This is a genomic window from Streptomyces pactum (genome assembly GCF_002005225.1).
Taxonomy (GTDB): domain Bacteria; phylum Actinomycetota; class Actinomycetes; order Streptomycetales; family Streptomycetaceae; genus Streptomyces; species Streptomyces pactum_A.
This window is the reverse complement of the sequence record NZ_CP019724.1, coordinates 5,094,723-5,120,851: the sequence shown is the minus strand read 5'-3', so window position 1 is coordinate 5,120,851 and position 26,129 is coordinate 5,094,723. Positions and strand designations below refer to the sequence as shown.

Annotated in this window: 22 protein-coding genes, 1 tRNA gene and 1 pseudogene; 15 read left to right on the top strand and 9 right to left on the bottom strand. The window is 72.3% G+C overall.

Annotated elements, in window-relative coordinates; genetic code table 11:
- Window positions 1-47: 47 nt before the first annotated feature.
- Together B1H29_RS38865 and B1H29_RS21850 are read left to right on the top strand one after the other, a co-directional pair.
- Window positions 48-488: pseudogene (locus tag B1H29_RS38865) on the top strand (DUF485 domain-containing protein); the annotation flags it as partial.
- A gap of 41 nt (window positions 489-529) precedes the next feature.
- Window positions 530-2,110 (top strand): cation acetate symporter, encoded by a 1,581-nt coding sequence (locus B1H29_RS21850; RefSeq protein WP_055417777.1) that lies wholly within the window; start codon window positions 530-532, stop codon window positions 2,108-2,110.
- A 27-nt stretch (window positions 2,111-2,137) separates the two neighbouring features.
- Here the strand turns inward: B1H29_RS21850 and B1H29_RS21845 are convergent, their stop codons facing one another.
- The 3 genes from B1H29_RS21845 to B1H29_RS21835 form a co-directional block, all read right to left on the bottom strand.
- Window positions 2,138-3,028 (bottom strand): hypothetical protein, encoded by an 891-nt coding sequence (locus B1H29_RS21845; protein WP_055417324.1) that lies wholly within the window; start codon window positions 3,026-3,028, stop codon window positions 2,138-2,140.
- Between the two features lie 167 nt (window positions 3,029-3,195).
- Window positions 3,196-6,045, bottom strand: a complete 2,850-nt coding sequence (locus B1H29_RS21840) for an SUKH-4 family immunity protein (protein WP_079160378.1) — start codon at window positions 6,043-6,045, stop codon at window positions 3,196-3,198.
- 7 nt (window positions 6,046-6,052) lie between these two features.
- Window positions 6,053-7,108: an SMI1/KNR4 family protein gene (locus tag B1H29_RS21835; protein ID WP_079160377.1), complete on the bottom strand. Its 1,056-nt coding sequence runs from the start codon at window positions 7,106-7,108 to the stop codon at window positions 6,053-6,055.
- A gap of 290 nt (window positions 7,109-7,398) precedes the next feature.
- On the opposite strand from B1H29_RS21835, the gene B1H29_RS21830 reads away from it, so the two are divergent.
- Both B1H29_RS21830 and B1H29_RS21825 read left to right on the top strand, forming a co-directional pair.
- Entirely contained in the window at window positions 7,399-7,929 is a 531-nt protein-coding gene (locus tag B1H29_RS21830) for a YwqJ-related putative deaminase (RefSeq protein WP_055417778.1), read from the top strand.
- 94 nt (window positions 7,930-8,023) lie between these two features.
- Entirely contained in the window at window positions 8,024-8,518 is a 495-nt protein-coding gene (locus B1H29_RS21825) for an SUKH-3 domain-containing protein (RefSeq protein WP_055417328.1), read from the top strand.
- Between the two features lie 97 nt (window positions 8,519-8,615).
- Here B1H29_RS21825 and B1H29_RS21820 read toward each other — a convergent pair whose 3' ends face one another.
- Complete coding sequence (locus tag B1H29_RS21820) at window positions 8,616-9,932, bottom strand: sensor histidine kinase (protein ID WP_055417329.1); 1,317 nt, start codon at window positions 9,930-9,932, stop codon at window positions 8,616-8,618.
- Between the two features lie 135 nt (window positions 9,933-10,067).
- Here B1H29_RS21820 and B1H29_RS21815 point away from each other — a divergent pair, with 135 nt between their 5' ends.
- The 7 genes from B1H29_RS21815 to B1H29_RS21785 all read left to right on the top strand — a co-directional run bounded on the left by B1H29_RS21815 (window position 10,068) and on the right by B1H29_RS21785 (window position 15,758).
- The gene (locus tag B1H29_RS21815) at window positions 10,068-10,937 is read left to right on the top strand and encodes a hypothetical protein (protein ID WP_055417330.1); all 870 of its coding nucleotides are present in this window, start codon (window positions 10,068-10,070) and stop codon (window positions 10,935-10,937) included.
- 8 nt (window positions 10,938-10,945) lie between these two features.
- Window positions 10,946-11,019: transfer RNA gene (locus B1H29_RS21810), tRNA-Gln, on the top strand.
- Window positions 11,020-11,131: 112 nt separating this feature from the next.
- On the top strand, window positions 11,132-12,580 hold the full coding sequence (glmU, locus tag B1H29_RS21805; RefSeq protein WP_079160376.1) for a bifunctional UDP-N-acetylglucosamine diphosphorylase/glucosamine-1-phosphate N-acetyltransferase GlmU: 1,449 nt from the start codon (window positions 11,132-11,134) through the stop codon (window positions 12,578-12,580).
- A gap of 132 nt (window positions 12,581-12,712) precedes the next feature.
- A complete protein-coding gene (locus B1H29_RS21800) occupies window positions 12,713-13,687 on the top strand; it encodes a ribose-phosphate diphosphokinase (protein ID WP_055417332.1) in 975 nt (324 codons plus the stop codon).
- 196 nt (window positions 13,688-13,883) lie between these two features.
- On the top strand, window positions 13,884-14,468 hold the full coding sequence (locus tag B1H29_RS21795) for a 50S ribosomal protein L25/general stress protein Ctc (RefSeq protein WP_055417333.1): 585 nt from the start codon (window positions 13,884-13,886) through the stop codon (window positions 14,466-14,468).
- Window positions 14,469-14,568: 100 nt separating this feature from the next.
- Window positions 14,569-15,165, top strand: a complete 597-nt coding sequence (gene pth, locus B1H29_RS21790; RefSeq protein ID WP_055417334.1) for an aminoacyl-tRNA hydrolase — start codon at window positions 14,569-14,571, stop codon at window positions 15,163-15,165.
- A gap of 80 nt (window positions 15,166-15,245) precedes the next feature.
- Window positions 15,246-15,758 carry a hypothetical protein gene (locus B1H29_RS21785; RefSeq protein ID WP_079160375.1) on the top strand — a complete coding sequence of 171 codons (513 nt, stop codon included), beginning with the start codon at window positions 15,246-15,248 and terminating at the stop codon, window positions 15,756-15,758.
- A gap of 122 nt (window positions 15,759-15,880) precedes the next feature.
- Here B1H29_RS21785 and B1H29_RS21780 read toward each other — a convergent pair whose 3' ends face one another.
- Together B1H29_RS21780 and ppc are read right to left on the bottom strand one after the other, a co-directional pair.
- Window positions 15,881-17,005 (bottom strand): IS30 family transposase, encoded by a 1,125-nt coding sequence (locus tag B1H29_RS21780; RefSeq protein ID WP_234392994.1) that lies wholly within the window; start codon window positions 17,003-17,005, stop codon window positions 15,881-15,883.
- A 339-nt stretch (window positions 17,006-17,344) separates the two neighbouring features.
- Entirely contained in the window at window positions 17,345-20,080 is a 2,736-nt protein-coding gene (gene ppc, locus B1H29_RS21775; RefSeq protein WP_055417336.1) for a phosphoenolpyruvate carboxylase, read from the bottom strand.
- A gap of 290 nt (window positions 20,081-20,370) precedes the next feature.
- On the opposite strand from ppc, the gene B1H29_RS21770 reads away from it, so the two are divergent.
- From B1H29_RS21770 to B1H29_RS21760, 3 genes are read left to right on the top strand one after another with little or no spacing between them, the layout of a single operon-like run.
- Window positions 20,371-21,381, top strand: a complete 1,011-nt coding sequence (locus B1H29_RS21770) for an acyl-CoA desaturase (protein ID WP_055417337.1) — start codon at window positions 20,371-20,373, stop codon at window positions 21,379-21,381.
- Window positions 21,378-22,055 (top strand): TetR/AcrR family transcriptional regulator, encoded by a 678-nt coding sequence (locus tag B1H29_RS21765; protein WP_055417338.1) that lies wholly within the window; start codon window positions 21,378-21,380, stop codon window positions 22,053-22,055. Before B1H29_RS21770 ends, B1H29_RS21765 begins: the two co-directional genes overlap by 4 nt.
- Window positions 22,056-22,080: 25 nt before the next feature.
- Complete coding sequence (locus B1H29_RS21760; protein ID WP_055417339.1) at window positions 22,081-23,256, top strand: CaiB/BaiF CoA transferase family protein; 1,176 nt, start codon at window positions 22,081-22,083, stop codon at window positions 23,254-23,256.
- Window positions 23,257-23,277: 21 nt separating this feature from the next.
- Here B1H29_RS21760 and B1H29_RS21755 read toward each other — a convergent pair whose 3' ends face one another.
- Window positions 23,278-23,661 (bottom strand): VOC family protein, encoded by a 384-nt coding sequence (locus B1H29_RS21755; RefSeq protein ID WP_055417340.1) that lies wholly within the window; start codon window positions 23,659-23,661, stop codon window positions 23,278-23,280.
- The gene (locus B1H29_RS21750) at window positions 23,658-24,518 is read right to left on the bottom strand and encodes a trans-aconitate 2-methyltransferase (protein ID WP_055417341.1); all 861 of its coding nucleotides are present in this window, start codon (window positions 24,516-24,518) and stop codon (window positions 23,658-23,660) included. The genes B1H29_RS21755 and B1H29_RS21750 overlap by 4 nt, the downstream gene beginning before the upstream one ends.
- A 120-nt stretch (window positions 24,519-24,638) precedes the next feature.
- Here B1H29_RS21750 and tamR point away from each other — a divergent pair, with 120 nt between their 5' ends.
- Window positions 24,639-25,136 carry a MarR family transcriptional regulator TamR gene (gene tamR, locus B1H29_RS21745; protein ID WP_055417342.1) on the top strand — a complete coding sequence of 166 codons (498 nt, stop codon included), beginning with the start codon at window positions 24,639-24,641 and terminating at the stop codon, window positions 25,134-25,136.
- On the opposite strand, the gene B1H29_RS21740 is transcribed toward tamR, so the two are convergent.
- Complete coding sequence (locus tag B1H29_RS21740) at window positions 25,095-25,862, bottom strand: response regulator transcription factor (protein ID WP_055417343.1); 768 nt, start codon at window positions 25,860-25,862, stop codon at window positions 25,095-25,097. The genes tamR and B1H29_RS21740 overlap by 42 nt on opposite strands.
- Window positions 25,863-26,129: the final 267 nt, after the last annotated feature.

Sequence of the window (26,129 nt, the reverse complement as noted above, 5' to 3'; positions counted from 1 at the left end):
CACCGCCACCGCCGTACCAGCCCCCGCCCCACGCCCCCGCGCCGTCCCCGTACGACGCCCACCCCCGGCGACCGGCGGAACCTCCCCACCGCCACGCCGGCCTCCCTCCGGCGCGACCGCCCCGCCCCGACACCGGGCCGGCCCCCGGGCCCACCGCCCGCCGGGCACCGCGCCGGGACCCGCTCGGGCACCACAGCGACCTGCGGATCCTGCGCAGCGCCTACCGCCGGCAGCGACGCACCGCCACGCTCACCGCCCTCGGCTACTTCACCCTGTTCCTGATGCTGTCCGCGTACGCGCCCGGCCTCATGGCCGGCACCCTCGCCGGCGGGCTGCCCACCGGACTGGCGCTCGCCCTGCTCCAACTCCCCGTGACCTGGCTGGCGATCGCGCTGTACGAGCACACCGCGCGCCGGCGCGTGGACCCGCTCGCGGACCGCATCCGCAAGGAGGCCGCACTGAACGCCCGGCGGGAGGCGGGACGGTGACGCAGTTCGCGACGACCGGCTTCAGCGGCGACGCCCAGACGATGTCCCTGGTCGGCTTCACCGCCGTCGCCACCGTCACGCTGCTGCTGTGTGTGATGACCGGCCCCGACCGGGACGACCTCGACGAGTTCTACACCGGCTACAGCTCCCTGTCCCCCATGCGCAACGGCCTCGCGATCGCCGGGGACTACATCTCGGCGGCGACCGTGCTCGGCACCGGCGGCGTCATCGCGCTCTTCGGCTACGACGGCGTCGTACTGGCGCTCAGCACCGCCCTGTCGCTGCTGCTGCTGATGTTCCTGCTGGCCGAACCCCTGCGCAACGCCGGCCGGTTCACCATGGGCGACGCGCTCGCCCGCCGGATGCCCGGACGCGGCGTCCGCATCGCCGCCTGCGCGGTGACCATCGCCGCGCTGCTGCCGCTGATGCTGGTGCAGCTCGCGGGCACCGGCCAGTTGCTCGCCTTCGTCCTCGGCTTCTCCGGCGAGTCGCTGGAGACCGGCTGCATCATCGGCCTGGGGGTACTGATGATCAGCTACGCGGCGATCGGCGGCATGAAGGGCACCGCCCTCATCCAGATCCTCAAGATCGTGATGCTGCTCGGATCGGGCACCGTGGTCGCCGCGCTGATCCTCAACCGCTTCGGCTGGGACCCCGGCGCGCTGTTCGACGCGGCGGCGGACGGCAGCGGCGTGGGACCGGCGTTCCTGAACTCGGGACTCCAGTTCGCGGGCGGGCCGCACCCCGAGGCCGACATGATCACCTCGCAACTGACCGTCGTCCTCGGCGGCGCCTGTCTCCCCCACGTCACCATGCGCATGTACACCGCGTCCTGTGCCCGCCAGGTGCGCCGCTCGATGTCCTGGGCGGTGTCCAGCGTGGCACTGTTCGTGCTGGTCATCACGGTCGTCGGCGTCGGCGCGACGGCGCTGGTGGGACGGGCGGCCATCGCCGGGATCGACCCGCAGGGCAACACCGCCTTCCTGCTGGGCTCCCGGGCCGCGTTCGGCGCGGAGGTGTCCACGGCGGAGACGTTCCTGTTCACGACCGTCACCACGGCCGTCTTCCTCACCCTGCTGGCCTCCGTCGGCGGCATGATCCTCGCCTGCGCCAACTCCCTCGCCCACGACGTGTTCGCCACCCGCGTGCAGGAGATGTCACCGCGCCGCGAGATGACCCTCGCCCGCGTCTCCGCCCTGGCCATCGGCATCCCCGCGATCATCCTCGCGACCCTCGTCCAGCACCGCAGCCTGCAGCCCCTGGTCACCCTGTCCTTCTGTCTGGGCGCCTCGGCCATCGCCCCCGCCCTGGTCTACGGCCTCTTCTGGCGCCGCTACACCCGCGCCGGGCTGCTCAGCACCCTCATCGGCGGTTCGCTGGCCGTCCTGCTGCTGATGCCGGGCACCAACCTGGTCTCCGGCTCGCCCGTCTCCGCCTTCCCCGACGCCGACTTCAACTGGTTCCCGTTCACCACGACGGGTCTGGTCTCCATCCCCCTGGGCTTCGCCTGCGGCTGGCTGGGCACGATGCTCTCCGGCCGGCGCGAGGCGGAGGAGCAACGCCGGCACTACGAGGCCGTGGAGGGCTGGATCCTGGCGGGGGCGGTACGCAGAGGCGAGTGACGTCGCCGGGGACGCGGACCCGCGGTGTCACTCCACCGCCCGCCCCGTGAGCGAACTGAGATTGCTGCGCACGGAGGCCATGTGGGCCTGGAGTTCGTCCCACCGCTCCCCGTGCTCGCGCAGCACCCGCTCCGTGTCACGGGCGATGCGCTCCTGACACGCCCGGGCCTCGGCGACCACCTCGGCCGCCCGGGCCCGGGCCTCCTCCTGCCGCCGCCCGGCCGCCTTCTCGGCGTCGGCCAGTGCCTCCGCCGCCTCGCGCACGTCCTGCTCGGCGCGGGCCACCAGCTCCGCGTGGTGCGCGTCCAGCGCCCGCGTCCGCTCCGTCTCCGCCCGCTCCTGCGCGGCGCACCGTTCGGCGAGCTCCCTGCTCTGCTCGGCGAGCATGCCGGTGGTCCGCTTCCGCATCTCGCGCAGCGCGGACAGTGCCTCCGAGCGCCCGGCCCGCACCTCGCGCCGCGCCTCGATCCGCGTCTCGTCGGCCTCCGCGCGCGCCGCCAGGAGCCGCTGCCGGGCCCGTTCGTCGGCCTCCGCGCGTACGGCGTCGGCGTGCGCCCGCGCCGCCTCACGCACGCCGGCCGCGTGTGTCCGCGCGTCCTCCATCAGGCGTTCCGCCGCACTCCGCGCCCCCTCCCGTACGGCCTCGGCCTCCTCCTGTCCGAGCTGGAACAGCCGCCGCGCGCGCTCCCCGAGGGCCGCGTAGTCCTGCGCGGTGAGCTGCGCGACCACGTCCCGCAGGTCCTCCAGCTCCTCCGCCATCTCCCGGGCGAGCACGGTGAGGCGGGCGGCCCGTTCCCAGGCCGCGTCACGCTCTTGGGAGAGTGCCTCGGCACACGCCTCCACCTGTCCGGGACGGTAGCCGCGCTCGCGTCCGCGTACGGTCACGAAGCCGTGGGGAGGCGCCGATGCGCCGCTCATGCTCATCACCCCTGTGGTGAACCTGCCGCACTAAATGGACTTACCCGACTTTATGGATCGTTCGTAAGCCCTCATAATGCGACACACCGCACGCAGGCGGGCGGGGCCCGGTCGCCTCACAGGTCGACCGGGCCCCGCCCGTCGGGTACGTCAGCGGCGCGGGCGCCTCACAGCAGCCCGTCCCACATCTGCTCCAGCAGCACCGACCACCAGCTCTCCGGCGAGCCGAGCGCCGCCGGGTCCAGCGCGGCCAACTGGGCCTGGAAGTCGACCGTCCAGCGGCCCGCCTGCTCCTGGTTCAGACCGAACCTGAGCCGCCACATCCGGCCCAGCAGCGCCAGGCAGCGCGCGAACTCCGGCAGCCCCGTGTTCACGAACTGCGGCGGCACGGGCGCGCCGCCCGGCCCCGCCTCCACCGGCACCGCCACGATGGCCGCCGTGCCGTACTGCACACAGATCGCCCGGCCGAAGTCACTGCCCACGACGAGGTACGAACCCGCGTCCGAGGCCGGCTGCACCCCTCGCTCGGCCGCCAGCTCCGCCAGCGTCGGCACCGGGCGCCCCGGCTGGGCCTGCGCCCAGAAGAACGGGCCCATGTCCATCGGCAGACCCGCCGCCACCAGCGTGTGCGCCACGACCGGCGGCACACCCTGCCGGGAGACCGCGGCCTGCTCGAACCGGAAGACACCCGGGCCGAACGCGCCCCCCAGCTCCTGTCCGACGGCCTCCGGCGGGATCGGCGGCGCCGGCTGCACCTGCGGCAGCGGCGCACGCACCGGCGCCGGACGGGCCGGCCCGTCGGCCACCTGGTGCAGCTCGCCCTGGTGCGCCAGCAGTTGGCGCATGCCCTGCTGCCGGCTCGCGTGGTCCGTGCCGTACGGCGCGATGGAGGTGATCCGCGCCTGCGGCCACTGCTCCCGGATCATCCGCGCGCAGTACGCGCCCGGCAGCTCGCACGACTCCAGCTCCGTGTGCAGCTCCAGCACCTGGTCCGGCGGCACGTTCATGCCCCGCAGCTCGTGGAAGATCTGCCACTCCGGGTGCGGCGTGCCCGGCGCCGAACGCCGGATCAACTGCTGCTCGGAGCCGTCCTGCGCGCGGTAGCGCAGTACGGCCTGGTAGCCGGGACCGACGGTCGGCAGACCGGACGGCGGCTGCTGCGGATAGCCGTACGCCGGCGGCTGACCGGGCACCGGCCCGCCGGGCGGCGGCACGGCACCGGGCGCACCGGGCGGCATGGGCTGTCCGGCACCGCCGGGGACGCCAGGCCCACCAGGAGCACCGGGGACGCCGGGAGCACCGTGGCCACCGTCACCACCCGGGACGCCCGGCGCGCCGGGAGGCGGCGGGGGCGTGCCGGGGCCGCCCACCGGGGGCGCCGCCAGCACGGTCTGAGCGTGGTGCACGGCACCGCCCGCGCCCCCCGAGGAGCCGTGCGGGCCGGGCGCACCGGGAGCGGCAGGAGGCGGCGGCGTACCCGGACCGCCGGGCGCCGCACCCGGGACGCCGGGAGCGCCGGGAGGTGCGGGAGCACCGGGCGGGCCGGGAGGACCGGGAGGTGCGGGAGTACCAGACGCGCCGGGCGGACCGGGCGGACCGGGCGGCTGGGGCGCACCGCCGCCCGTGCGGCCGGGGTCGGCCAGCATCGTGGCGGCATGGTGCATCCCGCCCGGGGGAGTCCCACCGGGGACGCTCGGCGGAGGCGGGGTGCCCGGAGCGCCTGGAGCGCCTGGAGCGCCTGGAGCACCGGGAGCACCGGGAGCACCGGGAGCACTCTGGCCCGTCGGAGGCGGCGGCGCGTTCGGCGGAGGCGGGGTGCCCGGGCCGCCCGGGCCCTCGGGACCGAGCGACGACACCATCTGCGTCGGCACGTAACCGCCCGCCGGCGTACCCGGCGTGGGCGGGGCCGACGGCGGCGGCGGTGTACTCCCCGGCCGCGCGCCCGGGGCTCCCGGAGCCGCCGGCGGAGGCGGCGTCGTCGAACCACCGCCACGGCGCGGTGGCGCCGCCTTGCTGGTCGCGGCGTCGGCGATCTCGCCGGCGTTCGGCGCGAGCGGCCGGGCCGGGGTGGCGGACGAACCGGGACCGGCGGACGGCTGTGGCGCGGCCGGTGCCGACGGCGCGGGCGGCGGTGTGCCCGCCCCCGTGGACGCGTCCGGCGTGTCCGGGTGGTCGATGGCCGGCGAGAGCGCCGTCGGCGGAAGTCCGCTGCCGCCCGACATCAGCGCCGTCTTGGCGTCCGACGTGGCCGCCGGCGGCGGCGTGTCGTCGTCGGCACCGCTCAGCGGCGGCGCGAACACCGTCTGGGGCAGCGGTACGGAACGGTCCTCACCGGCGTCCGCGTTGGTGTCCGTCCCCGCCCAGGGCGTCGCCCCGGCAGGCGCGCCCGGCGCACCGGACGCACCCGCGCCCGCCCCGGAGCCACCGGCACCACTCGCCCCGGCGGCCGGCCACGCCGCGCCGCTGTCCCGCGCGTCCGCGGGGGCCGACGAGGCCGCGGGAGCCGCGGGAGCCGACGGCACCCCGGCCTGCGTCTCGGGAAGCGCCCCGGCGCCGGCCGGAGCCCCAGCCCCAGCCCCGAGACCGGCACCGGCACCGGCACCGCTGGTGTCGCCGCCGCTGTCGTGGTCCCCGCGCCGGCGGTCCGGGATACCCAGCTTGTCCGCCGCCTCCTGCAACCACTCCGGTGGACTCAGCAGGAACGACGTCTGGTTCAGGTCCACCCGCGCCGCGGGCGCCGGCTCGGCGGCCTCGTCGGAACGGCCGTACTCCTCCTCGTAGCGGCGGATCACCTCGCCCACCGGCAGCGAGGGCCACAACGTCGCCTCACCGCTGTCCCGGGCGATCACCAGCCGCTGCGCGCCCCCGTCCGAACGCGGCCCGTCCGCGCGGTCCTCGGCCCACACCACGAACCCGAGGTCGAACTCCCGCACCCGCACCTCACGGTGCTGGTAGGCCGGCAGCTCGCCGTTGACCCACTCCTCCGCGCGCTCCTGCGCCTGCGCGAACGTCACCATCGTCAGCTCACTCCCCTACCGAAGACGCCGTGGACGCCGCAGGCGCCGAAGTCGCCGACGCCACGGGCACCGCACGCGCGAAACCGCCGTCCACCATCAGGTTCGCGACGGTCTCCAGCTCCGGCGGGGACCCCGCCAGCCGCGACAGGAACACGTCGAAGTCCTCACCGCACGGCAGGAGCAACCGCTCCACGCGATCCGCCGGCGGCATCGAGGGGTCCACGTCCCGGACGTCGTCGTAGGCGCAGAACCACACCGAACCGATCCGCTCGCCCTTCACCTTCACGGCGAGCAGACCGCCCTGGACGAACGCGACGCCCAGGTAGTCCTTGGTCAGGTGGTCCCGCAGGCACTTGTTGACGTAGACGAGGTCGTTGACCGCCGCCTCCTCGCGCACCGTGAAGAACGGCTGGTCGACCAGCAGCCCCAGCTCGGCGTCGAGCGCCGTGCCCACCGGGGCGCAGCCACCCGCCGCCTTCAGGAACGACCGGTAGGCGCCCGGCAGCCGATACCCGAGGTCCTCCTCGACGCCCTGCACCTGCTGCTCGGAGACGGCGACCCCCGACTTCGGCAGTCCGAAATGCGCCGGACGCGTCTCCTGCAGGGGCCGTGTCCCGCGCTTGCCCTGGTCCACCGCCGCCGTGGCGATCCCGCCGTGGTGCCGCAGCAGCGCCTTCACCTCGACCGGGACCAGCTCCATCCGCCGCGACCCGGCCACGTGGTGCCACGTCCAGCCGTGCGGCGTCGCCACCGCCGGCACCGTGTCCCACAGTTCGTGTCCCGACGCCGACAGCGCGGCGTTCGCCGACACGTAGTCCGTCAGCCGCAGTTCGTCGACCCCGAACCCCTCCGGCGGGTCCGCGATCTCCGCCACCGCGCGGGCGTACGGCGAGAAGACGGGGTAACCGCCCTCGTCCACCCGTACCCCTCTCGGGTGACGTGCCGCCCGCACCGGATCCGGGAAATGCACGACCTGCCCGGCATAGGCCGCGTTCGGCGGCGCGGCGTGTCCCCCGGCCTGGCGGCCGGGAGGTGCCCCCAGCCCGAGCCGACCTGTCGTCATGGCGGTTGCCCCCTGCGGCGTCTGTCTGATCTGCGGTCTGTCTGATCTGTCCGTACTGTCCGGTCACCGCACGCAATCGCGGTGCCGACAGCCTATGCGGTACGACGAGACCGGTCACCGGCACCGGACCCCGCACCCGACACCCGCCCCTCCGCTTCCGTGACCTGCCGTCACCCTGCCGTGACGGAACGCCCGTAACCGGGCGTGTCGCCACGCCCCAGCTTCCGCAGCAGCCACGGGATTTGGCACTCTGTGACCTTCGGGGGGATGCTCAGGAGGGGAAGATGATCATGAGTGCGACACAGACGGGACCCCACACCGGGCGGTCCGACGACCCCCGGGGCGGCGACCCCCGCATCGGCTGGAGCGCCACCGAAGCCCGCCACGCCCCCGCCCTCCAGCACCGCCGCGACGGCATACTCCCCACCGTGGCCGCCGCGCTCTCCGTGCGCGGCACCACCCTCACGGGCACCGCCACCCGCGCGGACACGCCGCCCGCCCTGCACCACCTCGTGCAGGACTTCCTCGACACCCTCACCAGCGGCCAACGCGACCGTTACACCGGCCGCTGCGCCGAGACGATCCTCATCTCGCGGCACCTGGCCACCGCGGACGCGGCCCGCAGCAAACGCGCCGCACGAAAACCCATGACCAACGGCGAAGCCCGCAAGGCGCTCAAGCACGCCAAGCTCACCACCCGCCGCATCCGCGAGGACGGCGACCCCCTGCACGGCAGCTTCGCCACACCGTGCCGGGCCTGCACAGCCCTCAGCGCCCACTTCGGCGTCCGCATCGTCGACCCGACCACGAACGACGGCTGACCGCCGGCGACCGACGCCGACGACCGGGCCCCGCCGCGGGGCGCGACAGTGCCGCCAGAGCCGACCGAACCGAACCAAGGGCGACCAAGGGCAGATGCAAGCCGACCGCACCTCCACCACCCGCTTCCCCGTCCCCGTCGACGCCGCCCTGCGCGACGCCGGCTGGCAACCCGGACGCTGGGACATCAAGCAGGCCGAGATCTGGGCCGACACCCTGCGCGAGCACACCTCACCCGCGGGACACCGGCACACCGTCTTCCCCGCCGCGGTCGAGGCCTGGGCCGAGTTCGGCGGACTGCACATCGCCCCCACCGGCCCCGGCCGCCAGATCGCCCCCGCCACCCTGCACCTGGACCCCCTGCACGGCCTCCACATGGCCCGCACCCTCGGCGACCTCGGCCGCGCCCTCGACACCCGGACCTGCCCCCTCGGCACGGAGACCGACAGCCAGGCCCTCATCGCCATCGACACCGAAGGCCGCGTCTACGCCCTCGACCACACCGGCGACTGGTACCTCGGCCCCGACATCGACCAGGCCCTCGCCACCCTCGTCGCCGGAACCCAGCCGACCCGCCTCACCACGGCCTGAGCCACCCCGGCCCACGGCCGGCCGCCCCACGACCCCGCACTCCCGCACGCGCACGGCGACCATGGCACCCACACGGCGTCCACGGCACCCACGACGCCTACGCGGACGCCGGAATCACCGCCGACACGCGGAAGCCCCCCTCGTCCGTCGGCCCCGACACGAACACGCCGCCCAGAGCGGTCACCCGCTCCTTCATCCCGACCAGCCCGTTGCCGCCCGACGGCAACCGCGCCGACGACGACTCCTCCGGCGGCGGCTCGTTCTCCACCTGCATCGCGATCTCCGAGTCCCGGTGCGCCAGCCGCACGTACGTCTTCGCACCCGCCGCGTGCTTGTGGACGTTGGTCAGCGCCTCCTGCACCACCCGGAACGCCGTCGACTCCACCTCCGCCGCGTACGACCGCCCCGCCCCCTCCACGGACAGGTCCACCACCATCCCGGCCGCCTCCGACTGCCCGATCAGCTCGTCCAGGCCGGACAGCCACGGCCCGTCGGCGGGCCCCTCCCCGTCGTCCGCGGCCCGCGAGGCCGCCGCCGCGGCGGCCACCCTCACCGCCGCCAGCGGCACCGAAGCCCGCTGCGCGCGCCCACCGTCCCCGCCGGTGCGCAGCACCCCGAGCATCTCCCGCAACTCCGTCAGCGCCTGCCGCCCCATGTCCCCCACCAGCGCGGCGTTCTTCACCGCCTTCTCGGGGTCCTTGCGCGCCACGGCCTGCAACGCCGCCGCGTGCACCACCATCAGACTCACCCGGTGCGCGACCACGTCGTGCATCTCCCGCGCGATCCGTGTCCGCTCCTCGCCACGCGCCCACTCCGCACGCTCCTCCGCGCGCTCGGCGAGCAACTGCAACTCCCGCTCCAGGCTGTCCGCCCGCTCCCGCAGACTCTCCATCAACCGCCGCCGCGCCCCCACGTACATGCCCAGCAGCAGCGGCGGCGCGGTCATCCCCAAAGACGTGCCGATCGACGCGAACGGGAAGAACCAGTCCCCGAAGTCCACGCCGTCCCGCGCCATGTCCTGGCGCAACCGCACGAACGTCACGATCAGCGTCCCCAGGAACGTCATCCCGGCCAGCGAGGCGATGATCCGCCTCGGCAACTCCGACGCCGCCAGCGTGTAGAGGCCGACGACGCCCAGCAGGAAGCCCATCTCGGCCGGCGTGATGGCGATCCCCACCAGCACGACCGCGATCGGCCACCTCCGCCGCAGCACCAGCACCGAACCGGCCAGCAAACCGAAGACGACCCCCGCCGCCAACGGGATCCCGGCGTCCCGCGCGAACGGAACCCCCTCCGCCGCGCACTCCAACGCGGACACGGCGCCGAGGCTCATGTCGAGCACCGCGCCGCGCCGCCTGTCCCACCACCAAGGCCCGCCCCGGGCCGGTACGTGGTCTTCCCCCGTCGTGGTCATGCCCTCCAGCCTACGGGCGGCGGGCGGCACATTTCCGGTGACTTTCGACAAGCGATACGACGCGATATCCCTCGAACTGGTGAACCCCACGTCGTTCACCTCCGCAGGCGAGGATTCCGGCCGGACGGTATGCCCATGGCACATTCACCGAACAAGTACGCCGACTTCGAGGGGCTGCGGGAGCGGGCGGTGGCGCTGCGGCGCGAAGGACTCAGCCGACGCCAGATCCGCGACCGGCTGCGCGTCGACAACAACGACATCCTCAACCGGCTCCTGGAGGGCGAGCCGCCCCCGGAATGGACGAAGCGCCCGAACGCGAAGGACGACGTGCGGGAGCGGGCACGGGAGCTACGGCTCCAGGGCTGGACGTACGACCAGATCCAGGTGGAACTGGGGTGCAGCAAGGGCTCGATCTCACTCTGGGTGCGGGACCTGCCGAAGCCGGAGCGGCGGGAGCCGTCGGAGCAGGCGAAGCTCGCGGCACGGAAGCGGTGGGAACATGAGCTGGCGGTGCGCGATGCCGCACGCGAGCAGACCAAGGCGGCGGCGCTGCAAGAGGTCGGTCGCATGACCGAAAGGGAGCTGTTCCTTCTCGGCGTGGGGCTCTACTGGGCAGAGGGGGCGAAGGACAAGAGCTACAGCCGCCGCGAGTACGTCCTCTTCGTCAACAGCGATCCCGACATGATCAAAGTGTTCATCGCCTGGCTCGAACTGCTCGAAGTGGAGCGCGAGCGCCTGCGGTTCCGCGTGATGATCCACGAGAACGCCGATGTAGCGGCTGCGGAGCAGTACTGGGCATCCCTCGTGGGCACGGACACCACCAGCTTCGGGAAGACGACGCTCAAGAAGCACAACCCAAAGACGGTCCGCAAGAACGTGGGCGATCACTACCGCGGCTGCCTGGTCATCGGTGTCGTGCAGAGTGCTGATCTGTACCGACGGATCGAAGGCTGGTGGAACGGAATCGTTCTTGGCAGCGCGCCTGCCTCCTCCGGTAAGGTCTGAGGCAGCGATCCGCCGTAGTGTAATTGGCAGCACGGCACCCTTTGGAGGTGTTTCGGTCTAGGTTCGAGTCCTAGCGGCGGAGCTGCCAGCGGGCCCTGATCACACAGTCAGGGCCCGCACTCATGCCGCCCACAAACCACCCCGGTATCCTGCGGATGTCCCCCCCCCACCCCCTAACAGCCGAAGGGCATCCCGTGAGCGCCATTCGCCCGGCAGCCGTCGTCGTTCTCGCAGCGGGTGAGGGCACCCGTATGAAGTCGGCCACACCCAAGGTCCTGCACGAGCTGTGCGGCCGGTCCCTCGTCGGGCACGTGCTCGCCGCCGCCGGTGAGCTGGACCCCGAGAACCTGGTCGCCGTCGTCGGGCACGCCCGCGAGAAGGTCACCGCGCACCTCGCCGAGGTCGCCCCCGACGTACGCACCGCCGTACAGGAGCAGCAGAACGGCACCGGGCACGCGGTCCGGATGGGCCTGGAGGCGCTGGGCGGTGCCGTGGACGGGACCGTGGTCGTGGTCTGCGGCGACACTCCCCTCCTCACCGGCGAGACGCTGCGGGCCCTCGCCGCCACCCACACCGCCGACGGAAACGCCGTGACCGTGCTGACCGCCGAGGTCCCGGACGCGACGGGGTACGGCCGGATCGTGCGGGACGGGTCCTCCGGTGCCGTCACCGCGATCGTCGAGCACAAGGACGCCTCCGAGTCGCAGCGGGCGATCCGCGAGATCAACTCGGGTGTCTTCGCCTTCGACGGGCAGCTCCTCGCCGACGCGCTCGGCAAGGTGCGGACGGACAACAGCCAGGGCGAGGAGTACCTCACCGACGTCCTCGGCATCCTCCGCGAGGCCGGCCACCGGGTCGGCGCGTCCGTGGCCGGTGACCACCGGGAGATCGCGGGGATCAACAACCGCGTGCAGCTCGCCGAGGCCCGCCGGACCCTCAACGACCGGCTGCTCACGCGGGCCATGCTGGCCGGCGTGACGGTCGTCGACCCGGCGACGACGTGGGTCGACGTGACGGTGACCTTCGAGCAGGACGTCGTCGTCCACCCGGGTACGCAGTTGCACGGCTCCACGCACCTTGCCGAGGGGGCCGAGGTCGGGCCGAACTCCCGCCTCACGGACACCCGCGTCGGGGCCGGCGCGCGCGTGGACAACACGGTCTCCCTCGACGCCGTGGTCGGTCCGGAGGCGACGGTGGGCCCGTACGCGTATCTGCGGCCCGGCACCCGGCTCGGCACGAAGGCCAAGATCGGCACGTACGTCGAGACGAAGAACTCCTCGATCGGCGAGGGCACCAAGGTCCCGCACCTCTCCTACGTGGGCGACGCGACGATCGGCGAGTACACCAACATCGGTGCCGCGAGCGTGTTCGTGAACTACGACGGGGAGAGCAAGCACCACACGACCGTCGGCTCGCACTGCAAGACGGGTTCGGACAACATGTTTGTGGCCCCTGTCACGGTCGGGGACGGTGCCTACACCGCCGCCGGCTCGGTGATCACCAAGGATGTGCCGCCCGGTTCCCTGGCGGTGGCCCGTGGCCAGCAACGGAATATCGAGGGTTGGGTGGCTCGCAAGCGTCCGGGGAGCGCGGCGGCGAAGGCGGCCGAGGCGGTGTCCCGGGAGGCCGGCACCGAAGGCTGACCGGAAACCGGCGCGCCGAACACGGCGTACCGTGATAAGTGCACATCCGCACCCCATAGCTGAGACGCCTCCCGCACCCAGCCGGAAGAGCGCCCGTGACGCTCAGCTGCGAACCTCTGAGGAGAAAGTGCTGTGACCGGGATCAAGACGACCGGCGAGAAGAAGATGATGTTCTTCTCCGGCCGCGCCCACCCCGAGCTTGCCGAGGCGGTCGCCCAGCAGTTGGGTGTCGGGGTCGTCCCGACGAAGGCCTTCGACTTCGCCAACGGCGAGATCTACGTGCGTTATCAGGAGTCGGCGCGAGGTGCGGACTGTTTCCTGATCCAGAGCCACACGGCCCCGATCAACAAGTGGGTCATGGAGCAACTGATCATGATCGACGCGCTGAAGCGCGCGTCGGCCCGCTCCATCACCGTCATCGTGCCGTTCTACGGTTACGCGCGGCAGGACAAGAAGCACCGGGGACGTGAACCGATCTCGGCGCGTCTGATCGCGGACCTGATGAAGACCGCGGGCGCGGACCGGATCCTCGCCGTGGACCTGCACACGGACCAGATCCAGGGCTTCTTCGACGGGCCCGTCGACCACCTCTTCGCGCTGCCGCTGCTGGCGGACTACGTGGGTGCGAAGGTGGACCGCTCGAAGCTGACGGTGGTCTCCCCGGACGCCGGCCGGGTGCGGGTGGCGGACCGCTGGTGCGACCGGCTGGGCGCGCCGCTGGCGATCGTGCACAAGCGCCGCGACAAGGACGTGGCGAACCAGGTCACGGTGCACGAGGTCGTCGGTGACGTGCAGGGCCGGATCTGCGTCCTGGTCGACGACATGATCGACACCGGTGGCACGATCTGCGCCGCGGCGGACGCGCTGTTCGCGCACGGTGCGGAGGACGTCATCGTGACGGCGACGCACGGTGTGCTGTCGGGTCCGGCGGCGGACCGGCTGAAGAACTCGAAGGTGAGCGAGTTCGTGTTCACGGACACGCTGCCGACGCCCAACGAGCTGGAACTGGACAAGATCACGGTGCTCTCGATCGCGCCGACGATCGCGCGCGCGGTGCGTGAGGTGTTCGAGGACGGCTCGGTGACGAGCCTGTTCGACGAGCAGTAACCGTTCTGCGGATCGTTCCGCGGGGACGTACAGATCGTTTTGGGTACGGCCTCCCTGTCCGAGTAGACTGCTGAAGTTGCTCGGCGAGGGAGGCCGTACGCGTTCGTGTACGGCGGTCCGTTATCGACGCGCTCTTCGTAGCAGGCCGTTCGTGGCCGGGTGACCACGTCCGTTTCTACCTCTACGAGGAGTGACCATGTCCGAGGTGAAGATCTCCGCCACGACGCGCAGCGAGTTCGGCAAGGGTGCCGCCCGCCGTATCCGTCGTGACAACAAGGTTCCGGGTGTTCTGTACGGCCACGGCTCCGACCCGCTGCACCTGACGCTGCCGGGCCACGACCTGCTGCTGGCGCTGCGTACGCCGAACGTGCTGATCGCGCTGGACATCGACGGCAAGACCAACGAGCTGGCCATCCCGAAGTCCGTGCAGCGTGACCCGATCAAGGGCTTCCTGGAGCACGTCGACCTGCAGCTCGTGCAGCGCGGCGAGACCGTCAGCGTCGAGATCTACGTGCACACCGAGGGCGAACTGGCGCCGGGCGGCAACCTGCTGGAGCACGTCCTGAACGCGCTGCCGGTCGAGGCCGAGGCCACGCACATCCCGGAGTCGGTCACCGTCTCCGTCGAGGGCCTGGAGGCCGGTGCCTCCATCCTGGCCAAGGACATCCCGCTCCCGGCCGGCACCAAGCTGGCCGTCGAGGAGGACACGGTCGTCCTGCAGGTGCTGGCCGCGCAGGCCGAGGAGGCCTCGGCCGAGGGCGACGAGGCCGCCGAGGCCTGATCCTCGCTACGGTCTTCGTTCGTCGGCCGCTGTTCCCGTGCGGGGCAGCGGCCGACGCGTATGTGTGGACGGGCATGACGGACACGAAGGAGACAGGGACGTGACGACGGACGCGGGTGCGCCCTGGCTGGTGGCCGGTCTCGGCAATCCGGGCCCCGAGTACGCCTCGAACCGGCACAACGTCGGTTTCATGGTGGCGGATCTGCTGGCGGAGCGGATCGGGGCCCGGTTCAAGCGGCACGGCAAGGCGCAGGCACAGGTGGTCGAGGGACGGATCGGGCCGCCGGGGCCGGCCGGCCGGCGGGTGATCCTGGCGAAACCGATGTCGTTCATGAACGTGTCGGGCGGGCCGGTGACGGCGCTCAGGGACTTCTACAAGGTGCCGGTCGGCAACATCGTGGCGGTCCACGACGAGCTGGACATCGACTACGGCGTGCTCCGGCTGAAGCTGGGCGGCGGGGACAACGGGCACAACGGGCTCAAGTCGATCACGAAGTCGCTGGGGCCGGACTACCACCGGGTGCGGTTCGGGATCGGGCGGCCGCCGGGCCGGATGCCGGTGGCGGACTTCGTGCTGCGGGACTTCTCGTCGGCGGAGCGCAAGGAGCTGGACTACTTCGTGGACCGGGCGGCGGACGCGGTCGAGGCTCTGGTGATCGAGGGTCTGGAGCGGGCGCAGAGCACGTACAACTCCTGACGCACGACTCCTGTCGCACAACTCCCGACTTGTCCGCCGATGGTGCGCGGGTGAGTTGACCGAGCGCGCGGGTATGGCCAATGATCCCGGCCATGCCTGCCTCAGCCGCCGCCGCTGCCCGCCCCCGCCAGGCCGCACGCGCCGTGCTGTGGCTCGGCCGGGTCGCAGTGATGGGGACGGTCACGGCGCTGATCCTGATCGCCGGTGTGTGGGCGTCCTGGGGTACGGCGCAGCACGTGCTGCTGACCAAGGGGCGGGAGCAGGGCACGGTCGAGGTGACGCGGTGCGGCGGGGGTTCGTGCAGTGGGCCGTACTCGCCGCTGTCGGCGGGGTCGCAGGCGCGGGAGCGGGTCGTCCTGGCGGACTCGGTCGCCGTGGCGAAGGGGCGGACGTACTCCGTGGTGGTGAAGCCCGGCGGTGACGAAGCGGTGCGTTCGGGTCCGGCCGGGGTGCTGTACGCCTGGGTGCCGTTGGGCGGTGCGCTGCTGCTGGCGTCGGTGGTGGTGGCGGGCGGCCTGCGGCGGACGCGGGCGGCCTGGGTGATGGCGGGGTCGGGCGTGGCGTTGCTGACGGCGGCGTTCTTCGCGGTGTGAGTTTCCCCCGTACGACGTGATGGTGCCCCTGCGCTCCGGGTGCGCGGGGTTCCCGCGTACGACGTGATGGTGCCCCCGTGCTCCGGTGGCGGATTCTCGGGGTCCTCGCAACACCTGATGGCTTACGCGGCTGTCAGTAGATCACGCAGGCACTCGGCTGGGGTTCTCCAGCCGAGCGTTTTGCGTGGCCGGCCGTTGAGTTGTTGGGCAACGTGTTCGAGGTCTTCGGCGCTGTGCGCGGACAGGTCGGTGCCCTTGGGGAAGTACTGCCGCAGCAGGCCGTTCGTGTTCTCATTCGACCCGCGTTGCCAGGGGGAGTGCGGATCGCAGAAGTAGACCGGCACTCCCGTGGCGACGGTGAGCTGCTTGTGGGAGGCCATCTCGCAGCCCTGATCCCAGGTCAGCGAGCCGCGCAGGTGCTCGGGCAGGGTCTGGATCAGCGGCACCAGCACGTCGCGGACTTCCTCGGCGGTGTGTCCGCCGGGCAGGTGTCCGAGCATGACGTAGCGGGTGGAGCGCTCGACCAGGGTGACGATCGCGCTGTCGCTGCGGGGACCGACGATCAGATCGCCTTCCCAGTGGCCGGGAACCGCCCGGTCTTCCACCTCGGCAGGCCGCTCGGAGATCATCACCATCTCGTCGACGAAGCGGCGAGTGCGCTGCTCCGGGCTGCGGTGAGGCTTGCGGCGGGTGCGACCGCTGCGCAGTGCGACCGCGATCTCACGGCGCAGGCCGCCTCGGGCCTGGACGTAGATGGCCTGGTAGATCGTCTCCGGACTCACCCGCATGCTCTCGTCGTCGGGGAACTCGATGACCACAGCGTGACTGATCTGCTCTGGAGACCAGCGTTCGCGCAGCTTGTCCTCAACGTATCGACGCAGCGGCCCGTCTGCGGCGAGCTTCGAGGTCTTGGGCCGTGACCGGCTCTCGGCCCAGGTCCGCTGGGCCCGGTGCGGCCGGTAGACGCCGTCGACTGCCCGGGCGTCGATCTCCCGTTTGACCGTGGACGCCGGCCGTCCCAGAGCCCGCCCGATCGCCCGCAGCGAGTGGCCGGCCCGGTGCATGTCGGCGATCGTCTCCCGCTCGGCCACGTTCAGGAACCTGGGGTGCAGCGGCGCGTCGACCGCCGCGAGAGGCGGCTGGATGATGGTCACACCGGTCTTATAGACGATCAGGCGGCCGTCAGGGCGCAGTCGCGAATGGCCGATCTGCCGGATGCCCTGGTCCCAGTCGTGGGCCGTGCGCACGTGGACACCGACCTGCGCGGCGGCATCCCGGCGTCGGACTCCGGCCGCACGCAGCCGCTCGTACTCCGCCCGACCGGGATGCCCAGACGTGCCGGACTTACCGCGACCGCGGACACCAGCCTGGCGGGCCCATCCGAACGCCGTATTGCGGTTCACTCCGACCGCGCGAGCAGCAGCGGTGACGCTGCCGCCCTCCCGATCCAGCGCCTCGAAGAACTTCGCCTTCAGCACCTCAAAATCCACGATCCCCGCAGCTCCCTGAACTCCAGGGTGTTGCGGGGATCAGTAGAACCCGGCGGTTGAGCGCGGGGGCACCGTCGTGCGTGGGAGGGGTGCGGGTCAGCCGGTGTTGCGCAGGCCCGCGGCGACGCCGTTCACGGTGAGCAGCAGGGCCCGGGCGAGCAGCGGGTCGGCTTCCTCGCCCGCGGCGGCGGCTTCGCGCTGGCGGCCGAGAAGGGCGACCTGGAGGTAGGAGATGGGGTCCAGGTAGGCGTCGCGGATGGTGAAGGTCTGCTTGAGGACGGGGTCGGCGTCCAGCAGTTCGTCCTCGCCGGTGACGCGCAGGACTTCGGCGACGGTGAGTTCGTGCTCGGCCTTGATCCGGTCGAAGACGTGCTTGAGGTCGTCCGGGACGAGCGTGTCGACGTAGTGCTGGGCGATGCGCAGGTCGGTCTTGGCGAGGGTCATCTCGACGTTGGAGATGAAGTTCCGGAAGAAGTGCCACTGCTGGTGCATCTCGTCCAGGACGGTGTCGAGACCGGCCTCGCGCAGGGCCTTCAGCCCCGAGCCGACGCCGTACCAGCCGGGGACGATCTGCCGGGACTGGGTCCAGCCGAAGACCCACGGGATGGCGCGCAGACCGTCGAGCGAGACGCCCGAGCCGGGGCGGCGGGAGGGCCGCGAGCCCAGGTGGAGGTCGGCGAGCTGGTCGACCGGCGTGGAGGCCAGGAAGTACGTGGGCAGGTCGGGGTCCTCGACCAGCTCGCGGTACGAGGTGTGGGCCGCGTCGGAGACGACGTCCATCGCGGCGTCCCAGCGCGCGAGGGCCTCGTCGGACTGGCGGGGCGCGGTGTGCAGCGCGGAGGCCTGGAGGGTCGCCGCGACGGTCAGCTCCAGGTTCTCCCTGGCCAGCGCGGGGATGAGGTACTTGTCGGAGATGACCTCGCCCTGCTCGGTCACCTTGATCTCGCCCTCCAGGGTGCCCCAGGGCTGGGCGAGGATCGCGTCGTGGGTGGGACCGCCGCCGCGGCCGACGGTGCCGCCGCGGCCGTGGAAGAGGCGCAGGCGTACGCCGTAGCGGTGGGCGACGTCGCGCAGGCGGCGCTGGGCGCGGTGGATCTCCCACTGCGAGGTGGTGATGCCGCCGAACTTGGAGGAGTCGGAGTAGCCGAGCATGACCTCCTGGACGTCGCCGCGCAGGGCGACCAGGCGCCGGTAGGAGGGGTCGGCGAGGAGGTCCTCCAGGATGGTGTCGGCGGCCTTGAGCTCGTCCGTGGTCTCCAGGAGCGGCACGATGCCGATCTTGGCCCAGCCGGCGTGCAGGTCGATGAGACCGGCCTCCCGCGCCAGCACGGCCGCCGCGAAGACGTCGTCGGCGCCCTGGCACATGGAGATGATGTAGGACTCGATGACCTCGGGGCCGAAGACCTCCAGAGCGCGCCTGACGGTCTGGAAGACGCCGAGGGTCTTCTCACCGGCGGCGTCGACGGGCGCCGGGCTGGGCGCCAGCGGACGCCGGGAGCGCAGCTCCTTGGCGAGGAGCTTGGCGCGGTACTCGCGGGGCATGTCGGCGTAGCGCCAGGACTCCTCGCCGAGCCGGTCGAAGAGCTGGCCGAGGGCGTGGTGGTGGGCGTCGGCGTGCTCGCGGACGTCCATGGTGGCGAGCTGGAGGCCGAAGGCGGCCAGCGTGCGGATGGTGCGGGCGAGGCGGCCGTCGGCGAAGAGGCTGCCGCGGTGCTCGCGCAGGGAGACCTGGACGAGGCGCAGGTCGTCCAGCAGTTGTGCGGTGCCGAGGTAGTCGCGGCCGGCCTCGTGCGGGGTGCCCTTGGCGAGGCGCTGCTTGGTGTTCTCCAGCTTCTGCCGGATGCAGGTGGCCTTGAGCCGGTAGGGCTCCTCGGCGTTGAGGCGCTTGTAGCGGGGGCTGATCTCGGGGAGCCGCTCCAGGTCGGCCTGGAGGGAGGCGAGGAGCTCCTCGGTGGCGCCGGCGTAGCGGATGGAGTTGGAGAGGAATCCGCGCAGCTCGTCGATCATCTCCAGGGCGTCGTTGATGCCGTGCTCGTGCTGGAGGATGAGGACGTCCCAGGTCACCTGCGGGGTGACGTTGGGGTTGCCGTCGCGGTCGCCGCCGATCCAGGTGCCGAAGGTGAGCGGGCGGGTGTCGTCCGGGAGCTTGACCCCGGCGCGCTCCAGCTCCGCCGTGAGGTCCTCCAGGACGTCGCCGACGGCGCCGGCGTGCAGCTCGTCCAGGTAGTAGACGGCGTTGCGGGCCTCGTCGGCGGGCTCGGGGCGGACGACGCGGAGTTCGTCGGTCTGCCAGACGAGGTCGATGTTCTCGGCCAGCCGGGTGTCGAGGCGGCGCCGGTCGGACTCGATGACCGGGGTGTCCAGGAGGGCGGCGATGCGGCGCAGCTTGTTGAGGACGGAGCGGCGGGCGGCCTCGGTGGGGTGCGCGGTGAAGACGGGCCGGACGTTGAGGTTGCGGACGGTGTCGCGCAGGTGCTCGGGGTCGGCGTCCTTCAGCCGGTCGGCCGTACGGGCGAGCAGTCCGCCCTCGGCGGCGCGCTTGGCGCCCAGCTCGCGGCCCCGGTGGACCTGCTCGGTGACGTTCGCGAGATGGAAGTAGGTGGAGAAGGCGCGGACCAGCTTGGCCGCGGTCTCCAGTTCGGTGCCGCGCAGCAGCTCGGCGGCGGCCTCGCCGTCCTCTCGGGTGAGTCGGCGTACCTTCTCGACGAGTTCCAGCAGCTCGGGGCCTTCCTGCCGCACGAGGGTCTCTCCGAGGAGATCACCCAGCCGGCGGATGTCGGCGCGCAACTCGCTGCTGGTCGTCGTGGTGGTCTGGTCGTCGGCACTGCTCACAGGTGCGGCTCCTTGCAGTGTTGAAGCTCGTCTGGGAGGGAACCCGAACGGCGTCTCGCGCGGCGGGCGCCGCTTACGGGCCGGACGTCCGGGAAGTATTCAGAGCGGACCGCGCTGTCCGACCGACTCCCAGGATAGGTGTCGACCCGGACGCGCAGGCTCTCGGGCTCTTGCCGCGGGGCGACGCGCTGCCATACTTACGTCGCCGTAGGTTACGGAACCGTAGGAAACCGTGCGGGTTCCAGGAGGCCCGGCACCGGACACCACCCTCGACCCCACAGAGGACGCGCATGACCCCGAGTTCCGATGTGATTCCAGACGCTCCGAAGAGTCCCGACGGGACCTCCGCACCCTCGGCCACGCTGGGCGGTGAGCAGAAGCGGTCCCTCGAACAGCTCACGCTGCTGCTGTTCATCACCGTCCCGTTCCTCGCGCTGGTGGCGGCGGTGCCGCTGGCGTGGGGATGGGGCGTGAGCTGGCTGGACCTGGGCCTGCTGGTCTTCTTCTACTTTCTGGGCTGCCACGGCATCACCATCGGCTTCCATCGCCACTTCACCCACGGGTCCTTCAAGGCCAAGCGGCCACTGAAGATCGCGCTGGCGATCGCCGGTTCGATGGCCGTGGAGGGGCCGCTGGTCCGCTGGGTGGCCGACCACCGCAAGCATCACAAGTTCTCCGACGACGAGGGCGACCCGCACTCTCCGTGGCGCTACGGGGAGACGGTGCCGGCCCTGATGAAGGGCCTGTGGTGGGCCCACATCGCATGGATGTTCGACGAGGAGCAGACCCCGCAGGACAAGTACGCACCGGATCTGATCAAGGACCCGGCGCTGCGTGCGATCTCCCGCCAGTTCATCCTGTGGACGGCGGTGTCCCTGGCCCTGCCCGCGCTGATCGGCGGCCTGGCCACGATGTCCTGGTGGGGAGCGTTCACCGGGTTCTTCTGGGGTTCACTCGTACGGGTGGCGTTGCTGCACCACGTGACGTGGTCGATCAACTCGATCTGCCACGCGGTCGGCAAGCGCCCGTTCAAGTCGCGGGACCGCTCGGGCAACGTCTGGTGGCTGGCGATCCTGTCCTGCGGTGAGTCCTGGCACAACCTGCACCACGCCGACCCGACCTCCGCACGGCACGGCGTGATGCGTGGCCAGTTGGACTCCTCGGCCCGCCTGATCCGCTGGTTCGAGTGGTTCGGCTGGGCGTACGACGTGCGGTGGCCGTCACGCTCGCGTATCGATTCCCGCCGCAACACGGACCAAGGCGGCTCCCGGCGCCGGAAGGAAACCGTCGAGGCGGCATGATGGTCGCCGTGGCGACCGACTCCAGCAGCACCCCGAGCAATGAGAAGCCCCGGCGCGCACGTCGTACCCGGATGACCGGTGTGGAGCGCCGCCAGCAGTTGCTGGAGATCGGTCGCACCCTCTTCGCGGAGAAGGGTTTCGAGGGCACGTCGGTGGAGGAGATCGCGGCGAAGGCCGGGGTCTCCAAGCCGGTGGTGTACGAGCACTTCGGCGGCAAGGAGGGGCTGTACGCGGTGGTGGTGGACCGTGAGATGCGGCGGCTGCTGGACATGGTGACCAGCTCCCTGACCGCCGGCCACCCGCGCGAGCTGTGCGAGCAGGCGGCCTTCGCCCTCCTGGACTACATCGAGGAGTACACGGACGGCTTCCGCATCCTGGTCCGCGACTCCCCCATCCCGCAGTCGACGGGCTCCTTCGCCTCCCTCATCTCGGACATCGCCACCCAGGTGGAGGACATCCTGGGCCGCGAGTTCAAGAACCGCGGCTTCGACGCCAAGCTGGCCCCGCTGTACGCGCAGGCGCTGGTCGGCATGGTGGCGCTGACCGGGCAGTGGTGGCTGGACGTGCGCCGGCCGAAGAAGGCGGAGGTGGCGGCGCACCTGGTGAACCTGGCGTGGCACGGGCTGGACGGCCTGGAGCCGAAGCCGCGGTTGATCGGGCACCGCAAGAGCTAGGCCGCGAAGGGCGGAACGGAAGCACATGCAGCCACTGCGCGGAATCACCGTCGTCTCGCTCGAACAGGCGGTCGCCGCTCCCTACGCCAGCCGCCAGCTCGCCGACCTGGGCGCGCGGGTGATCAAGGTGGAGCGCCCCGGGACGGGGGACTTCGCCCGGGCCTACGACACCCGCGTACGCGGCCTGAGCTCGCACTTCGTGTGGACCAACCGCAACAAGGAGTCCCTCACCCTGGACTTCAAGGACCCGCGCGGCGGGGACCTGCTGCGCCGCCTGATCGCGGACGCCGACGTCTTCCTGCAGAACCTGGCGCCGGGGGCGGCCGCCCGGGCCGGACTCGGCGCGGCGGAACTGCGGGCCCGGCATCCGGGGCTGATCGTCTGCGACATCTCCGGCTACGGCGGCCCCGGCCCCTACGAGGGCCGCAAGGCGTACGACCTGATGGTGCAGTCCGAGGCGGGGCTGCTGTCCGTCACGGGCACCCCGGACGACCCGGCCAAGGTGGGCGTCTCGGTGTCCGACATCGCCGCCGGGATGTACGCGTACAGCTCGATCCTCGGCGCGCTGCTGGAACGCGGGCGGACGGGGCAGGGCGCGCATCTGGACGTGTCGATGCTGGAAGCCACCGTGGAGTGGATGGGCTTTCCCCTCTACTACTCCTTCGACGGAGCCGAGCCGCCGCCGCGGGCGGGCGCCGCGCACGCGACGATCTACCCCTACGGGCCCTTCACCGCGGGCGACGGCAAGGTCGTCATGATGGCGATCCAGAACGAGCGGGAGTGGCGCGGTTTCTGCGCGGGCTTCCTGGACCGTCCGGAGCTGGCCGAGCACCCGGACTACGCGGCCAACGCGGACCGCAACAGGCACCGGGAGGCGCTGGGCGGGCTGATCGCGGCCCGTTTCGCGGAGCTGACCGGCGCCGAGGCCACCGAACTGCTCAGCGCGGTGCCGGTCGCCAACGCCCGGGTGAACACGCTCGCCGAGGTGTGGGACCACCCCCAGCTCGCCGCGCGCGGTCGCTGGCACCAGGTACCCACGCCCGCCGGGCCCGTCCCGGCGCTGGCCCCGCCGGGCCCGACCGGGGGCGCGCCCCGGATGGAGGCGGTGCCGGCGCCGGGCGAGCACACCCGGGCCGTACTCGGCGAGCTGGGCCTGTCCGAGGACGCCGTCGACGCGCTCGTCGCGGACGGGGTGGTGTGACGGGGCGCGCGAGCCGCCGCGTCACCCATCGCGCCGCCGCGGGCGTCCGCGCCGTTCCACGAACTCCAGGCGGTTGCCGACCGGGTCCGCGCAGTAGAAGCGCCGGTGGCCGGGCAGGCCGTCGTCCCAGGTGATGGACGTGCCGTGGGCCTCCAGCCGGGCGGCGTACACCTCGATCCCGGTGACCCGCAGCCCCGGGTGGGCCTTGCGGGCCGGCCGGAAGCCGTTCTCGATCCCGAGGTGGAGCTGGACGGCACCGGCCTGGAACCAGCAGCCTCCGCGGGCGGCGAGCGCGGGCGGCTTGGGCAGCTCGGTCATGCCGAGAACGGCGGTGTAGAAGGTGCGCAGCCGCTCCTCGGAGCCGGGCGGCGCGGCGAGCTGGACGTGGTCGAGCCCGGTGATCACCGGTTCGCGTCCTTCCGGGCGACGGCGAAGATGCGCCGGAAGGGGAACGGCGTGCCGTGTGCCCCGGCGGGATAGGCGGCGCGCAGGACGGTCCGGTACTCCTCGACGAACGCGTCCCGGGCCTGTGGGTCGTCGTCGAGCGCGGTGAGTACGGGCCGCAGCCCCGTTCCCTTCACCCAGTCCAGCACGGCGTCGTCGCCGGGCAGCAGATGGACGTAGGTCGTCTCCCACACGTCGGCGGTGCAGCCGGCGGCGGTCAGGTGGGCGAGGTAGGCCTCGGGGGTGAGGACGGCGCCGTCGTGGCGCAGGGCGCCGGCGAGCCGGCCTCGCCAGCGCCGGGAGTGGGCGAGCTCGCGCATCAGGCGGTGGCTGGGGGCGTCGAAGTTGCCGGGTACCTGGAAGGCGAGGACGCCGCCGGGGGCGAGCCGGCCGATCCAGTCGGCGAAGCGCTCGACGTGACCGGGGACCCACTGGAGGGTGGCGTTGCTGATCACGAGGTCGCACGGCTCGGCGGGGGTCCAGGTGAGGGCGTCGGCGGCGGCGAAGTCGAGGTGGCCGCCCCGGGGCGTGGGCCCGGCGTACTCCTGGGCGCGTTCGAGCATCCGGGGTGAGTTGTCGTAGCCGGTGATGCGGGCGGTGGGCCAGCGGTCGGCGAGCAGGACGGTGACGTTGCCTGGGCCGCAGCCGAGGTCGGCGATGCGGGGCGGGTGGCCATGGGGGCCTCCCCCGCTCGAACGGCGTCGTGAGCTCGGGGAAAGGTCGGGGACGCGGGCGAGGAGGTCGGTGAAGGGACGGGCGCGGGGGCCCGCGTGGCGCAGGTACTGGGCGGGGTCCCAGGTGGGGGCGGGGGCGGGCATGGAGCCTCCAGGGGGCTGGCTGTCCGGGCCGGGTACCCAGCGTCACCCCCAAACTATCTCGACGTCAAGACAGTTAACATCAAGAGACTTCACGTCGACACAACCACTACACTGATCGACATGGAGGACGAGGTCGATCGGCTGGTCGCAGCGTGGCGCCGGGAGCGCCCGGACCTCGACGTGGAACCGCTCGAGGTGCTGAGCCGGGTCAGCAGGCTCGCCCGGCACCTGGACCGCGCACGTCGCCTGGCCTTCTCCGAACACGAACTCGAGCCCTGGGAGTTCGACGTCCTGACGGCCCTGCGCCGCGCGGGCACCCCGTACCAGCTCTCGCCGGGCCAGCTCCTCACCCAGACCCTGGTCACCTCGGGCACGATGACCAACCGCATCGACCGCCTGGCCAAGAAGGGCCTGGTGGAGCGCCTGCCCGACCCCAGCGACCGGCGCGGCGTACTGGTCCGGCTCACGGACGAGGGCCGGGACCGCGCCGACCGGTCCCTGGCGGGCCTGCTGGACCAGGAACGCGCGATCCTCGCCGAACTCTCCCGCGCCCAGCGCAGCGAGCTGGCCGCGTTGCTACGCCAGTTGACCGCCCCGTTCGACAACATCCCCGGTTAGGTCCACCGGCCCCACCCCGGCCCGCCGGGCGAGCGCCACGGCGGCGAGGGTGGAGTGGACACCCAGCTTGCCCAGCACGTTCTGCATGTGGGTGCGCACGGTGTGCGGGGACAGGTACAGCCGCTCGGCGACCGCCTTGCGCCCGAGCCCGGCGACCATGCAGCGCAGCACCTCCCGCTCCCGCGGGGTCAGCGACTCCACCAGCCGCTCGCTCTCGGTGCGGTGCTTGCGGGCGGCGGTCAGCTCCCGCAGGACGCCGGTGAGCAGCGCGGGCGGCAGATGCGTCTCGTCGCGCAGCACACCCCGGATCACACTGAGCAGCCGCGACAGCGAGCAGTCCTTCGCCACCCACCCGGAGGCCCCGGCCCCCAGCGCGAGGGCGGCCCGCCGGGGATCGTCCTTCTCGGCGAGGACGACGGTCCGTACGCCCGGCTGCCCCGACCGCACCCCGGCGACCAGCGAGATCCCGTCCACCAGCCCGTCCTCGTTGCCGTCCCGCACGGGCACGGCCGGCCGTGCGCCGGGCACGTGACCGCCCAGGTCGGCATCGACGAGCAGCACGTCGAACCGCCGCCCCTCGAACGCGGCCCGCTCCAGGCAGCGCAGCGCCGCCGGGCCGCTGCCGGCCGCGGAGACGTCGACGTCCGGCTCGGCGGCCAGGGCGGCGGCGAGCGACTCGGCGAAGATGCGATGGTCGTCGACGACCAGGACTCGGATACGAACCACGAAACCCCCTCCCCCGCGCTCCTGGCGGAGCAGGGGATACCCATCGTCTGTCCATCCTCGGAAGACGACACCGGCACGGGTACGACGCCCGAAGCCCCGTATCCAACTGTGCACTCGGTACTCCGGGACAGGTCGCCGCAGCCGCACGGCCGCCGCCGTGCAGTAACCGCTACCCCCGCCCCGGGCGCCGTACCCGGCTGTCTCGCCCCCTGAACGGCACCGGCCCCCACCGGTGCTGCTCATCAGAGTACGGGCGGGCGCCGGGAG

Bases quoted from the DNA above. Each gene is read 5' to 3' on its own strand.
- B1H29_RS21820 (WP_055417329.1), bottom strand. From the start codon at position 9,932: ATGACCACGACGGGGGAAGACCACGTACCGGCCCGGGGCGGGCCTTGG.
- B1H29_RS21765 (WP_055417338.1), top strand. From the start codon at position 21,378: ATGATGGTCGCCGTGGCGACCGACTCCAGCAGCACCCCGAGCAATGAG.
- B1H29_RS21760 (WP_055417339.1), top strand. From the start codon at position 22,081: ATGCAGCCACTGCGCGGAATCACCGTCGTCTCGCTCGAACAGGCGGTC.
- B1H29_RS21750 (WP_055417341.1), bottom strand. From the start codon at position 24,518: ATGCCCGCCCCCGCCCCCACCTGGGACCCCGCCCAGTACCTGCGCCAC.
- B1H29_RS21825 (WP_055417328.1), top strand. From the start codon at position 8,024: ATGCAAGCCGACCGCACCTCCACCACCCGCTTCCCCGTCCCCGTCGAC.
- B1H29_RS21830 (WP_055417778.1), top strand. From the start codon at position 7,399: ATGAGTGCGACACAGACGGGACCCCACACCGGGCGGTCCGACGACCCC.
- B1H29_RS21845 (WP_055417324.1), bottom strand. From the start codon at position 3,028: ATGAGCGGCGCATCGGCGCCTCCCCACGGCTTCGTGACCGTACGCGGA.
- B1H29_RS21815 (WP_055417330.1), top strand. From the start codon at position 10,068: ATGGCACATTCACCGAACAAGTACGCCGACTTCGAGGGGCTGCGGGAG.
- B1H29_RS21785 (WP_079160375.1), top strand. From the start codon at position 15,246: ATGATCCCGGCCATGCCTGCCTCAGCCGCCGCCGCTGCCCGCCCCCGC.
- B1H29_RS21795 (WP_055417333.1), top strand. From the start codon at position 13,884: ATGTCCGAGGTGAAGATCTCCGCCACGACGCGCAGCGAGTTCGGCAAG.
- B1H29_RS21850 (WP_055417777.1), top strand. From the start codon at position 530: ATGTCCCTGGTCGGCTTCACCGCCGTCGCCACCGTCACGCTGCTGCTG.
- B1H29_RS21770 (WP_055417337.1), top strand. From the start codon at position 20,371: ATGACCCCGAGTTCCGATGTGATTCCAGACGCTCCGAAGAGTCCCGAC.
- B1H29_RS21840 (WP_079160378.1), bottom strand. From the start codon at position 6,045: ATGGTGACGTTCGCGCAGGCGCAGGAGCGCGCGGAGGAGTGGGTCAAC.
- tamR (WP_055417342.1), top strand. From the start codon at position 24,639: ATGGAGGACGAGGTCGATCGGCTGGTCGCAGCGTGGCGCCGGGAGCGC.
- B1H29_RS21835 (WP_079160377.1), bottom strand. From the start codon at position 7,108: ATGACGACAGGTCGGCTCGGGCTGGGGGCACCTCCCGGCCGCCAGGCC.